At 32.5% G+C, this 13888-nt stretch carries 12 protein-coding genes; 8 read left to right on the forward strand and 4 right to left on the reverse strand.

What is annotated here, in order from left to right; all coding sequences use genetic code 11:
• Positions 1 to 32 precede the first annotated feature (32 nt).
• From LPB87_RS18760 to LPB87_RS18770, 3 genes are all read left to right on the forward strand, one after another.
• Entirely contained in the window at positions 33 to 977 is a 945-nt protein-coding gene (locus LPB87_RS18760; RefSeq protein WP_230728901.1) for a 2-hydroxyacid dehydrogenase, read from the forward strand.
• Between the two features lie 216 nt (positions 978 to 1193).
• A complete protein-coding gene (locus tag LPB87_RS18765) occupies positions 1194 to 1571 on the forward strand; it encodes a DUF4234 domain-containing protein (RefSeq protein ID WP_129540471.1) in 378 nt (125 codons plus the stop codon).
• Positions 1572 to 1698: 127 nt separating this feature from the next.
• On the forward strand, positions 1699 to 2010 hold the full coding sequence (locus LPB87_RS18770) for a DUF2752 domain-containing protein (protein WP_230728929.1): 312 nt from the start codon (positions 1699 to 1701) through the stop codon (positions 2008 to 2010).
• 64 nt (positions 2011 to 2074) lie between these two features.
• Here the strand turns inward: LPB87_RS18770 and LPB87_RS18775 are convergent, their stop codons facing one another.
• Entirely contained in the window at positions 2075 to 3877 is a 1803-nt protein-coding gene (locus LPB87_RS18775; RefSeq protein WP_129540473.1) for a lysophospholipid acyltransferase family protein, read from the reverse strand.
• 117 nt (positions 3878 to 3994) lie between these two features.
• Between LPB87_RS18775 and LPB87_RS18780 the strand changes: the two genes are divergently transcribed.
• The 3 genes from LPB87_RS18780 to LPB87_RS18790 all read left to right on the forward strand — a co-directional run bounded on the left by LPB87_RS18780 (position 3995) and on the right by LPB87_RS18790 (position 7445).
• Positions 3995 to 4759 carry an exodeoxyribonuclease III gene (locus LPB87_RS18780; RefSeq protein WP_230728902.1) on the forward strand — a complete coding sequence of 255 codons (765 nt, stop codon included), beginning with the start codon at positions 3995 to 3997 and terminating at the stop codon, positions 4757 to 4759.
• 204 nt (positions 4760 to 4963) lie between these two features.
• Positions 4964 to 5905: an OmpA family protein gene (locus tag LPB87_RS18785; RefSeq protein ID WP_230728903.1), complete on the forward strand. Its 942-nt coding sequence runs from the start codon at positions 4964 to 4966 to the stop codon at positions 5903 to 5905.
• Between the two features lie 502 nt (positions 5906 to 6407).
• Positions 6408 to 7445 (forward strand): NADP(H)-dependent aldo-keto reductase, encoded by a 1038-nt coding sequence (locus tag LPB87_RS18790; protein ID WP_230728904.1) that lies wholly within the window; start codon positions 6408 to 6410, stop codon positions 7443 to 7445.
• A gap of 143 nt (positions 7446 to 7588) precedes the next feature.
• On the opposite strand, the gene LPB87_RS18795 is transcribed toward LPB87_RS18790, so the two are convergent.
• The 3 genes from LPB87_RS18795 to LPB87_RS18805 form a co-directional block, all read right to left on the reverse strand.
• Positions 7589 to 9229 carry a DUF4139 domain-containing protein gene (locus LPB87_RS18795; protein ID WP_230728905.1) on the reverse strand — a complete coding sequence of 547 codons (1641 nt, stop codon included), beginning with the start codon at positions 9227 to 9229 and terminating at the stop codon, positions 7589 to 7591.
• A 69-nt stretch (positions 9230 to 9298) separates the two neighbouring features.
• Complete coding sequence (locus LPB87_RS18800) at positions 9299 to 9913, reverse strand: murein L,D-transpeptidase catalytic domain-containing protein (protein ID WP_230728906.1); 615 nt, start codon at positions 9911 to 9913, stop codon at positions 9299 to 9301.
• Positions 9914 to 9945: 32 nt separating this feature from the next.
• Complete coding sequence (locus tag LPB87_RS18805; RefSeq protein WP_230728907.1) at positions 9946 to 11106, reverse strand: vWA domain-containing protein; 1161 nt, start codon at positions 11104 to 11106, stop codon at positions 9946 to 9948.
• A gap of 203 nt (positions 11107 to 11309) precedes the next feature.
• On the opposite strand from LPB87_RS18805, the gene LPB87_RS18810 reads away from it, so the two are divergent.
• Complete coding sequence (locus LPB87_RS18810) at positions 11310 to 13124, forward strand: histidine kinase (protein ID WP_230728908.1); 1815 nt, start codon at positions 11310 to 11312, stop codon at positions 13122 to 13124.
• Positions 13121 to 13870 carry a LytTR family DNA-binding domain-containing protein gene (locus LPB87_RS18815; RefSeq protein WP_129540480.1) on the forward strand — a complete coding sequence of 250 codons (750 nt, stop codon included), beginning with the start codon at positions 13121 to 13123 and terminating at the stop codon, positions 13868 to 13870. The genes LPB87_RS18810 and LPB87_RS18815 overlap by 4 nt, the downstream gene beginning before the upstream one ends.
• Positions 13871 to 13888 lie beyond the last annotated feature (18 nt).

Here is a 13888-nt window from a genome sequence, read left to right on the forward strand (position 1 = left end):
TACTTTGTTTATCTAATTTAAGTCTTAATTTCATGCCAATTAAAGTTTTACATATCGATAGCAATCATCCAATTCTTTGGGAACAATTAGAAGAAGCGGGATTTGAAAATTATGCAGATTTTACTTCTACTAAAGAAGAAATTGAAGCAAAAATCAAGGATTATCAAGGAATTGTAATTAGAAGTCGTTTTAAAATCGATAAACAATTTATCGATAAAGCAATAAATTTAAAATTTATAGCACGAGTTGGAGCAGGACTAGAGAGTATAGATTGCGATTATGCCATATCTAAAGGCATTGAACTTATTGCCGCTCCTGAAGGAAACCGTAATGCAGTTGCTGAGCATACATTGGGGATGATTCTTTCTCTTTTTAACAAACTAAATCTTGCTGATAGTGAAATTCGTTCAGGACAATGGAACAGAGAAAGTAATCGTGGTCACGAGCTTGATGGCAAAACGGTAGGAATTATAGGTTACGGAAATATGGGTAAAGCATTTGCAAAAAAATTGAGAGGTTTTGATGTAGAAGTTTTATGCTATGATATTCAGGATAATGTAGGTGATGAAAATGCTAAACAAGTTTCGTTGCAAGAACTTCAAGAAAAAACGGATGTGCTGAGTTTGCACATTCCGTGGACACCAGAAACAGATAAAATGGTTGATACAACATTTATCAATGGGTTCAAAAAACCACTATGGATCATTAATACCTCAAGAGGAAAAAATATTGTGACTGCCGATTTAGTAGTTGCAATGGAGTCTGGGAAGGTACTTGGGGCAGGTTTGGATGTTTTGGAATATGAAAAATTATCTTTCGAAACACTTTTTCAGGATAAGAATACACCGGAAGCTTTTCAATATTTATTAGACGGAAGAAAAGTAATCTTAACGCCACATATTGCAGGATGGACATTTGAGAGTCACGAGCGTTTAGCGCAAGTAATTGTCGATAAAATTAAAGCTGTTTGTTTGTAAATAACAGACTAGGTGAGTTTTTGAGTAGATTTTTTTTTGAATTTAATAACGAGTTTTTTCTTGTAAATATTTAAATAATAATTAGTTTTGTTTGCTAATTTTTAATAATATTGCTGCTGATTTTTTTGAAAGAATTAATCTAAATAATATTTCTTTTAAAAATCTAGGAGTAACCGAAAATCCAAAGAGTAGGAATTAACAAATTCAAAAATAAAAATGGAATTAGAAAAAACATCAAATAATTTTAATGATCCAATCCCAGTATTTAAAGTTGATCCAATTATGGTATTACTTTTTGGAATTTTAACTTGTGGATTGTATTTAATTTACTGGAATATAAAAGTAGCAGAAGTTTTTAATGCTGTTTCAGGGAAAGAGGTTATATCACAACCTGTTGCGATTTTTGCAGGATGTTGTATGCCAGTTAATATTTATTTTTATTATCTAGCTGGAAAAGATGCATTACCTAAGGTTTATGAAAAAACAGGAGAACTTCAAAAAGACCAATCGACTTTATTAATTCTTTTAGGGTTGTTTTTCCCTATTGCAGCAGCAATGATTGTACAAGGTGATATCAACAGACTATACAAATAATATCAGAACAAAACGTAAAATTTACGGAATTATCGGTGCAGCAATTACACTGATAGTTCCGTTTTTTTTAATGTTAAATAATCATAATGATCATTTAGAAACGGATCAGTCATTTTGTCCTTTCAAGATGCTCACAGGTTTTCCTTGTCCCGGATGCGGAATTACTAAATCATTAGTTTATTTTTATCAGGGAGATTTATATAAGTCAATTACTTACCATATTTTGGGTCCTTTTGTGATTGCCTTTTGTTGGGTGACTATTATCGTATTGATAACCGAATTAATTACAAAAAAAGAATATTTCACTACGCTTTTATATAATAAAAAGCTAGCTTATAGATTGGGTATTTTTCTAGCACTTTATCATTTTATAAGAATTATTTTTTTCATAAAAAACAATTCTTTCGATGATATTTTGCATCAATCAATTTGGTTTTAAAACATAAAAAATCCCGTTTCAAATTTTATGAAACGGGATTCTTGTTTTTATATATATCTAAGATTTAATCGTCTTTCTCAGCTAGCTTTCTTTCTAGTTCTATTTGGAATTCTTCGATTACTGGTTTCATAGTGCTTTCAGGAATATCGGCAATACGAATGTACATTAAACCGTCGATAGCATTGTTGAATAATGGATCAACATTAAAAGCTACAACTCGTGCATTTTGCTTGATGTATTTTTTAATTAGAACAGGCAAACGTAAGTTTCCTGGTTCTAATTCGTCGATGATTTTATCAAACTTATTAAGATCTGATTCTGCTTCATCAAAAATAAAGTCTTTATCAGCATCTTTTAGTTTTACTTTATATGCTTTTTTAGGATGAATGTATTGAGCAATATAAGGATCGTAATAATTTGATTTCATAAATTCAATCATCAACGATTTTGAGAAATCAGAGAATTGATTGCTTATACTTACACCACCCAGTAAATATTTGTGCTCTGGATAACGTAATGTTGTATGAATGATTCCTTTCCATAATAAGAAAAGAGGCATTGGTTTTTGTTGGTATTCTTTAATGATAAATGCACGCCCCATTTCGATAGACTTATGCATCATATCATGAAGTTCAGGTTCAAATCTAAAAAGGTCATTTAGATAAAAACCATCCATTCCGTATTTAGGGTAAATCTCAGAACCTAGTCCCATGCGGTAAGCTCCAGATATTTTTTTGGCATCATCATCCCATAAAAACATATGGTGGTAATATTGATCATATTTGTCAATATCGATAGGCTCATTTGTTCCTTCACCAACTTCACGGAAAGTAATTTCGCGTAAGCGGCCAATTTCATGTAATATATTCGGAATGTTTTTGGCAGAAGCAAAAAACACTTCGTAATTTTTACTTTGTAATAATCTGCAATCAGTACTTCTTAAAGCTTCAACTTCGGCATTTATCTTGTTCTCATTTGCTGGAGTAACAATTTCCTTAGGGCTTCTAGGAATTTTTAAGTTAGCAGTATCTAGTAATTTATGTTCCTTTTCAAAAGGATTTGCCAACATATAAGTTTTCTTTCTTAAAAACTCAGAGTATTCTTCAAAAGATTGAATTTCGTTTTGTTCGTTAACCGAAATAGGCTTCCCAACACGTACTTTAATTACACGATCTTTTTGAGTAAGCAATTCCGAAGGTAATTTTGCTGTACGTAAAGTGTCATCTATTTTAGATAGCCAATAGAATAATTTACTGTTTTTGGCATGAAAATAAATAGGAACAACAGGAACTTTGGCTTTTCGGATTAATTTAATCGCACCTTCTTCCCAAGGTTTATCCACTACTAGTTTTCCATCTTTATAAGTAGAAACTTCACCTGCAGGAAAAATACCCAAAGGTTTTCCATCACTTAAATGACGAAATGTTTCCTTAATACCTACCACACTTGATTTAGCATCCTTATGATTTTCAAAAGGATTTACAGGCATGATATACTTTTTAAGAGGAACGATACGGTGCAATAGGAAATTGGCAATGATTTTAAAATTAGGCTCTCTTTCAAGCATTAATTTTAGCAATAAAATGCCATCGATACCACCTAACGGATGGTTCGAAATAGTAATATAAGCACCATCTTTTGGTAATCGTTTTAAATCTTCTTCAGGAATCTCGAATTTGATTTGTAAATCATCCAAAACCCCATTCAAGAAAGCAACATCTTCTAGATGTTTGTTTCTATCGTAAACCTTATTCAAGGTAGATATCTTTAGTACCTTCATAAGGACCCAGCCAGAGAAAGTACCTAGAACCCCATACTTGTCAACATTTATTGCCTTGGCAACTTCTTTCGCGGTAACTAAACCCATGTACAATTTGTTTTTTAGAGCAGGAAACAAAGATAACAAAAAACTCTACTTTTCCTTATTTCTTATCCAAACTTTCCGCTTTTTTATTACATTTGAAATACATAAAACAAAATTGTAATGAAAATTATTTCTTATAACGTAAACGGAATTCGTGCTGCAATTTCAAAAGGATTTATCGATTGGTTGCAACAAGCAAACCCGGATGTTATTTGTCTTCAGGAGATTAAAGCCACAGAAGATCAAATTCCTGTAGAGGATATTACCAAAGCAGGTTACCCATATCAGTATTATTATCCAGCTACAAAAAAGGGATATAGCGGTGTAGCGATTCTTTCAAAAATAAAACCGAATAACGTAGTATACGGAACTGGAATTCAACACATGGATTTTGAGGGAAGAAACCTTCGAGCAGATTTTGATAGCTGTTCGGTAATGAGTTTATATCTTCCATCGGGAACAAATATCCAGCGATTGGATCATAAATTTATGTTCATGGATGACTTTCAGACTTATATCAATGAGCTTCGAAAAACAATACCTAATCTTATCATTTGTGGAGACTATAATATTTGTCACGAAGCAATAGATATTCATGATCCAGTACGTAATAAAACTGTTTCAGGATTTTTACCAGCTGAACGCGCTTGGTTAGACGGATTCATGAAAACTGGATTTATAGATAGTTTCCGCCATTTTAATAAAGAACCACACAATTATTCTTGGTGGAGTTACCGAGCTGGAGCAAGAGGAAACAACAAAGGATGGAGAATTGATTATAATTTAGTTAGCGACACTTTGCAGGATAAACTAAAACGCGCTGTTATATTGCCAGATGCAGTACATTCAGATCATTGCCCAGTTTTAGTCGAAATTGAAGATTAATGGTATCATTATTGTTAGTTATACACAGGTTTTAGGCTTATATTGCGGTCTTGAGTAAAATTTACTTAGGAGCTATTTCCTGCTTTACGCTATAATCTTTATGTTTTTAAAAGACAAAAACATAAAGGATTTCCGCTTCAATCAGGGCTAATGCCAATAATAACAAGAATAATAATATCTCAAATAATAAACACCACAATAAAAATGATTAAAAAAGTCTCCATCGGATTATTGATATTAGCGCTTACAACATCGTGTGTATCCAAAAAAATATACAATGATTTAGAAACTAAATTTGCCGATTTAAAAAAAGAAAACCGTTCAATCTCTGATGAAAACGCGGAATTGCTTAAAGCAAAAAATCAATTAGAGTTAGATCGTGACGGATTAAATAAAAGCCTTAGTGCTACCAAAGCAGAATTAGAAAAACAAAAAGCGGATTATGCTGCTGCACAAAACAAATTAAAAGTTTTACAAGACTCCTATAATGCACTAGAAAAAAATAGTGACGAAGCCTTAAAAAACAATATGAACAAGAATCGTGAGTTGCTAGAGCAACTTGAAGCCAAAGGAAAAGCATTGGCAGCTGAACAAGCACGTTTAGATAAAACAGCAAAACGATTAGACGAACTTGAAGCTATGATAGCTGCTAAAGAAGCTGCTATGAAAAAGTTAAAAGAAACGCTTTCGAAAGCACTAAATGGTTTTGAAGGTAAAGGATTGACTGTAGAGCAAAAGAACGGGAAGGTATATGTTTCTATGGAAAATAAATTACTTTTCAATTCAGGAAGTTGGTCAGTAGGTAGCGAAGGTAAAAAAGCGGTTGTAGAACTTGGGAAAGTATTAGGAGATAATCCAGATCTTTCGGTACTTATAGAAGGACATACTGATGATGATCCATATATAGGTTCAGGAGTAATTACAAATAACTGGGATCTATCAACAAAAAGAGCGACTGCAATTGTAGCTATTTTGAGTGAAAACAGTAAAATCAACAAACAAAAATTAACGGCAGCAGGTCGTGGAGAATTCTCTCCATTGGCAAGCAATGCAACTCCTGAAGGAAAAGCTAAAAACCGTAGAATCGAAATCATCTTAACGCCAAGATTAGATGAAATCGCAGATATGTTGAATAGCATTAATTAAGTTGCTAAGGAACTGAGGTTCTAAGGTACAAAGAGACAAAGGTTCAGAGTTTATACTCTGGACCTTTTTGTTTATGGCCTTTCCTATAAGATATTTTTAATCAATGGCGATAAAATTAACCGCAAAGAGCGCAAAGAGTTACGCAAGGTTCACAAAGTTTTGCCCAATATTGTCATTTCGACGCAGGAGAAATCTCCGCAAGAAATTCCATAATCTTTGTCGAGCTACTAGCTAAGATTTCTCCTGCGTCGAAATGACAAGTTTACAGTAATTAGAATATAGTTTAAACAGCTTTGAAAATCCATTTAATCTTTTTATTCCGATAGCTATCGGGAGTGGCAAGAAGTAAAATAAGCTTTCTTCCGAGCAAATCTATAACATAAAAAGGTTTAGAGTTTTTTAACTTTGAACCTTTTTCTTTTGAAATTTTGCTTTGTACCTTTGAGCCTTATTCGTAAAAGCTACAATCTTAGCAATACAACACCATAGAAACTAAAGAAAAATGAAATACACTACAATTCCCAATACAGATATTAAAGTAAGTAAAATAAACCTTGGTACGATGACTTTTGGTCAACAAAACACTGAAGCCGAAGGACATGCTCAAATGGATTATGCACTTGAACAAGGCGTTAATTTTTTTGATACTGCCGAGATGTATTCTATTCCTGCAAGCAAGGAAACTTACGGAAGCACAGAGAAAATTATAGGAACCTGGTTTAAAAAATCAGGAAAAAGAGAAGATGTTGTTTTAGCAACTAAAATTGCTGGACCAAATGATAACTTTGGTTATATGCGTGAGAAAATAGATTTTTCACCAGCAAGTTTAAAATATGCTTTAGATAATAGTTTGCAAAGATTACAAACAGATTATGTAGATATATATCAGCTGCATTGGCCAGAGCGTAAAACAAATTGTTTTGGACAACGCGGGCTTAAAATCCAAGATGATGCTTGGGAAGATAATATTCACGAAGTTTTACAAACAATGGAGGGTTTCATCAAAGAAGGGAAAATTAAACATGTAGGACTTTCTAATGAAAACCCTTGGGGAATTATGCGCTTTTTAGAAGAAAACAAATACAATAATTTGCCTCGTATTAAAACAATTCAGAATCCGTATTCTCTACTAAACCGCCTTTTTGAAAATGCTTCAGTTGAGGTTTGTATGCGTGAAAATGTTGGTTTATTGGCATATTCACCAATGGCTTTTGGGGTACTATCAGGTAAATTTTTATCTGGAGAAAAACATCCAAACTCTAGACTTAATTTGTTCCCACAATATACAAGATATAGCAGCGAGCAAAGCACTAAAGCTGCGCGTATGTATCAGGAAATTGCTAATAAACATGGTTTAAATTTTGCACAAATGTCGTTGGCTTTTGTTAATCAGCAACCATTTGTGACTAGTACTATTATCGGAGCAACTACAATGGAACAATTAAAAGAAAATATAGATTCTATTAATATTACGTTATCAGACGAAGTTATTGCCGATATCAATGCGGTTCACGCTGTAATTCCAGATCCGGCACCGTAATTTAGTTTCAGTTTTGCAATCTCAGTTTACAGTTTTAGTAGTTGTAAGTATTGTGAACTTTACGGTTAATTTTCTATCACAGATTATAAAAAACAAATCCCGATACATTTAAACACGTATCGGGATTTGTTTTTAAAAGGTTTTTATAAATTTAATATCTGATCTTTTGGATATCTTACTTTATAACTAATTCTAAATTTCTTGATTTCATTAGGCTTCATTTGTAACTGCCAAGTCAAGATTCCAGTTTCTGCGTTTACTTTAGCGCTATCACTTTGTAATAATTCAACTTCAATTTCTTTATTGGTACTCAAAGGATATTGGTCTTTTAGCAAAAGTTCAACAGCTTCTTTTTTGTTGTTTCTTACAGTGATATCATAAGTAAAAGTTTGTTCTTTTTTAGTCGATAAAAACTTAGTTCCCGATTTGTCGGCTACTTTTTCACGTTTTATAGATACTTTTTTGTCACGCCCCATGCTCAAGTTTAATGTATCACTAGTTTGGTTTGGCTCGATAAAAGTTTTCCCTACATACATACCTTCAAAGATAATATTGGCTTCACCTCTCAATAAATTGTATTTGCTATAATCTGCAATTTCAGCAAGAAGGAAAGCCTCGTTCTCTACTCTTGGAGCCGCATAATATTTATACGATGCAGGAAGCTTTATTTCTTTTAGAGATACGCTATGAATTTTTCCGTTAGATAAAATGTCATAAGGGATATCAATATCAAAAGATACGTTAAGCTGGTTTTCTTCTACTGTCGTGTAATTAGAAACAGATGATTTTACCATTCTTTTTGTTACTGGAGCTGTGACAACTACTTCTTGTAATGTATTATCTTCAGCAATTCTTCCCTGTAACTGATTCATTTTATTTCTTTGAGAAGCATAACCCGCTTGAACAACATCATTATTATTTCTCAAAAACCAAGAACTCAATATTGGCGCTTGATTGTTTTGGTTAGGATAGCCACTAGATAAAGTAAGTTTTACTTTTTTCCAATCGATACCCGTATTTTGAATCACTTGTGCTTTATACATCATATTAATAGGCGAAGTAACACTTTCGGCACGTAAGTCATAAAACGGAGTCCAGGTAGCATTATTTGTTAAGTACGATATATCCAAAGGCACAGCTCCAGCAACTTCATTCATAACCTGAACAATTAGTTTTCCAGATGATGTTTTTTCTTCTTTGCTAGTATCAACTTCAAGTTTGTTGTTTAGTTTTTGAAGTGTTTCATTAAGCTTTTGTTGTTTCTCAGAAAGGGCATTAATAGTATTGGCAATTTCTAGTTGCTTTGTTTTATAATACTCCACCATCTTCATTAATTCAGTTACATTCAAACCTGAATTCACACCCGAAATTTGTTGGTTTTTGTCTAAAAGCTGAATCGTTTTTGTTTCAGAATTTATAGTGTTATTAACTTTCTGAAGTTCTTTCTGAACCAAAACAATGCTGTCTCTTACTCTTTTTAGCGCAGGAGATTTAGTGTCAACTTCATATTCTGAAATATAATTATTAGTAAACTGAACCGAAAGAACTGTTACTGTCGATGGAGTTCCTATTTGAATCGAACTTTCGTTCAAGTCTACAGCTACATTTTTTATTACAATTTCGCTTGTTCCTAACGGAAGAGTAGCGCTTGCAGTTTGGGAAATTTCGGCAGCATTAAAATATACCGTTGCGGCTTTTACTTTTGCTGTTGTAAAGATTGGCTTTTGTGCAAATGCAATTGTGCCAATCAATAATAAAGCGGATGTTACTATGTTTTTTATCATGAGATTATAATTTTAAAATATTTATTTAGTCTAATATGTATTACAAATAACGAAAATTTGAATGGGTTTTTAGTGATAGATAACAAGAATGATTTTCTTTTTAGAGCTGTCAATTATTTTTTCAATTACCCCATAAAATTTTTCATTAACCATTGGGCATCCTTGACTGTTGCAAATAGGGTTTTTTTGTTCTTCAAATGGGACTTCCCAATATTTATGTAAGACAATATTTCGATCAAAGGCATTACTATTAGATTTGTCCAAGCCATATAATTTGTAGGCTTTGCCAAAAGTGCCTTCATACGAATACCCAATTGAGTATTTTCCTAACGAGGTAGAAAGCGAATTCTTTACGTTGCTAAATTTTAGCTTTCCTGGAATTCCAGTTTCTGAGCCAGAACCATGACCAACCAAGCCTTTGTTAAGTAGTTTGTTATTTTTTAAATCATATATAAAAAACCGTTTCTTGCCAGATGCAATTCCCATATCGATAAAAAAGCCAACTTCGGTATTGTATTTTGAAGATGTATTTACAAACTTTTTAATCTCGTTTATCTGGCCTGCCAGTTTCTCTTCTGAAGAAGATCTTGAACTAGACAATTGAGGGCTTTCTTCTTTATGTATGCATTTAAAGCCAACACAAAAGACTCCTATAAAAATCAAAAAGAAGATGCTCTTTTTCATGTTTTTAAATAATTGATTTTTCACTATGGGATTTATTTTTCAACCGTATATCCTTTAACTTTTGCAAAAGCAATTATCGATGTGTTTATCGTATTCCCCAAGTCGTCTTGTTTTTTTGTCTTTTTTGCTTCAGTATCGATATATTGCTGGCGTTTTTTGGCAAGTTCGCCAATTTCCTTTTGAATATTTTCTCTTTCTTTCGTTTTTTGTGCAACAATTACCTTTAATTCGGCAGTAGATTTATTACGGAGTTCTGTTGGTAATTCTTCTTTTTTTATTTTCGAAATAGCCGTAGCATCATCTTTTACTTTATCGACTAAGTCCCAACTGTCGTTTTTATAAACGGCTTTTGATTTACTCACAGCACGTTCGGCATAATTTGATGCAGAAACTTTCTGAGCGTTTTTATCTTGCATTTCCTGATTCATTTTTTTCTCAGAACCCTTTGAACCATAGCTTATGTACGTTTTGTTGATTTTTTCGTTACATTTTGTAATTTCAACATCATATGGGGTTACTATATAACGTACTGTTTGATTAGAATCGATATTAAAATATTTACCTTTTCCATAATCGGCACCATCTTTCCATAGTTCATTTATGCCTTGAGTTTTATCTCCACAATAAATAGTATTTACATAAATGTCATTCTTTAAGGCATTGCTAATAGCTTCTTTATAATTAATTTCGCCCTGATTAAATTCTTCGTTTCCTGCAATATAAATAAGCTTCATATTGTGGTTGTCCTTTGCCCATTTTAATTGTTTGGTTGCGTCCTGAATCACAGCTCCACAATATTCGTTACCACCATTGGTACTTAGAGAGAATAGTTTTTCCGAAATCAAATCCAAATCTGTAGAAAGTGGTGCTATTTGTCGGATATAATTAGATTGTTTAGATAAGCCATCATTGCCATATTCGTACAAAGCAATTTCGATATCGGGTGTTTTTCCATCATATTTTAAAGTCGTTAAAGTATTTACAATATTCCATAGCCTAGATTTTGCCTGATCAATTAATCCATCCATACTACTAGAGGTGTCTAGTAATAATGCAACTTGTATTTTGGTCTTTTCCGCAGTTATCGGTTTTTCAATATTAGTATTCTTTTTAAGATTTGCATTACTATGATTGCTATTTGCAAAAGAAAATGCAGTTGCTAAAAGCGCTGAGATAAGGATTGATGTTTTCATGATTTCCTATGTTTTAGATTGTGATTATAGACCAAACTTATAAACTTAAAGAGTTCGTTTTTTGCAGAAATGGTGAAACGGTATTTTGACTTGGTGAAACGAGTTGTAAACAGAATATAAAATACTTTACTTTACAGTATTGAATTTAAAGGTTCTGAGCTGTCTATAAATTAAGGTACTGAGAATTAAAAAGGATAAAATATATGAGACGTTTATTAGTTATTTTTTCTTTATTCCTAATGTTGTTACTTCCTGTTGGAGTAATAGCACAGGATTCTCTTGCTAAGAAAAAAGCTGTGCCGATTTCTAAAATGAGCAAAGTATCCAAAGAATTACAAAAATCGTTGGATGTAAATGATGAGACACAAATAGGTCAGAATTACGAACGATTGGCCAATGAATTCCTTAATAAAGGAGATAATGCAAAAGCTGAAGAGTATTATAAAAAAGCATTAACTAGTTATACCAAACAAAATCTTGCCGAAGATAAAATACGAGTAACAAGAAGTATTGCAAAGGTACAAGAGAATCAAAAAAAGTTTGATTCGGCGATAAAAAACTATGAGAGCGCTGGAGCTATTGCTGAGAGTAAAAATGAAGAAAAGATAAATTTAAATGATGCCAATCGATTACGCACGCAAGCAAGTCCGATGGCACAAGCAGGATATGTAGAATCGAATATTGAGTTACTTAAAAGAGATAATAAAATTAATGAGGTTGCAGCCGCATACGTTCAAAAAGCAGAAAACTCTTTGCAGCAAAAAAACAAAATAGTTGCAATCGAGAGTTATACTAAGGCACTCGCTTACGCAAAAGATAAACCAGAAGAGGTTATTAAAATCAAAAATGAAATTGCCAAAGTATATGCTTCTGATAATCAATTTGAGAAAGCAATTGGTATAAACGAAAGACTTTTGGCAGAAGCCAAAAAGAAGCAAGATTATACTACCCAAATAAAGCAATTACAATCCTTAGCAAAACTTTATTTTAAAAAAGAAGACCCCAAGAAAGCAGTTGTATCACTTAAGGAAGCGTATGGCCTAGCATCTAAAAATGGAAATTCTACGGAAGCTAAAAAGAGCTTGTCTGCTTTAATTCAGTATTACAAAACCAAAGGAGATGACAAAGAAAGTATTGCTTTATATGAGCAGTTCTTTGCCAATTTTGATAAGTTAATTGAATCCGACACAACGCTTATCGATGCCAAAACATTTCAGGTAACCGAAGATAAAATCCGTCAGTTAGAAAAAGAAAAGACATTGAAGGACGAATTGATTACAAAGAAAAATACATTTAATTACTTTCTTCTAGGGTCAATAGTACTACTGTTATTATTGTTCTTGTTTATTGTGAAAGCATTATATTCGATAAAAACCAAAAACAAAGAAATTGCTTTACAGTCTTTGCGAAGAGAAATGAATCCACATTTTATTTTTAACAGCTTGAATAGCGTGAATCAATTTATTTCGGAAAACAAAGAATTAGAGGCCAATAAATACCTGACTTCTTATTCTAACCTGATGCGCAATATGATGGAGAATTCGAATAAGGATTTTGTCACATTAGATAAAGAAATTGAACAACTCAAAAAATATTTAGATTTAGAACATCTGAGGTTTCAGGATAAATTCGATTTTAAAATTAGTGTTGATGATGCTTTAGATACTGAAACAGTTCTAATTCCTAATATGATTATTCAGCCACATCTTGAAAATGCCATTTGGCATGGATTGCGTTATTTGGATAAGAAAGGATTTCTATCTCTTAATTTTGAGTTTGAAGCAGGGAAAGTTGTAGTGATTATAGAAGACGATGGGATTGGTTTAACCAAAAGCCGTGAACTTAAAACTAATAACCAAAAAGCACATGAATCCCGAGGATTAAGTAATACTAAGGAACGAATAAGTTTACTGAACGAATTGTATAAAAAGAATATTTCTTTTGAAATTATCGAAAAAGGAATGCCCAAGACAGGTACTATTGTTCGAATTGTTTTTCCATTAATAGATAAAATATGATGACTTTTCAAAAGATAAGAAGTGTAATTGTCGAAGATGAGCTTGCGGCTCGAGAAGTACTCAAAAATTATTTGAGTAAATATTGTCCACAGGTAGAAGTTATTGGGGAAGCACAGAACATAAAAGAAGCTGTTCCGTTATTGCATGAGGTACAGCCACAATTAGTTTTTTTAGATGTTGAAATGCCTTTCGGAAATGCTTTTGATGTCTTGGAGGCCTGCAAGGATTTACATTTTGAGACTATTTTTGTTACCGCTTTTTCTGAATATTCATTAAAAGCATTAAACCAAAGTGCCGCTTATTATTTGCTAAAACCTATAAGTATCGAAGAGTTGATTGTTGCAGTAAATAAAGTACAGCATCAGATTATGAACCATGAGATTTTTAACAGAAATAAAATTATTGTTGAAAATTTTCGTGAAACAAAACCAGAGAAACAACAAGTTATCTTACCAACATTAGAAGGATTTGAAGTGGTGAAGATGGAAAAAATTGTTCGCTTAAAAGGGAATGGAAATTTTACTGATTTATATTTGAATGACGGAAGTAAAAAAATGGTTTGTAGGTTCTTAAAACACTTTTCAGAAATTTTGCCTTTGCCATTTATACGAGTTCATAAATCGCATATCATTAATATGAATTGTGTAACATCCTATAACAAAGGAGGAATTATAATGCTAAACGATGGGGCTGAGATCGAGGTTTCTCCAACGTATAAAGAGGATTTCCTGAAGAATTTTAAGTAAGAATTCTATAATAGTTTT

It is taken from the genome of Flavobacterium sp. EDS (assembly GCF_020991525.1).
GTDB lineage: Bacteria > Bacteroidota > Bacteroidia > Flavobacteriales > Flavobacteriaceae > Flavobacterium.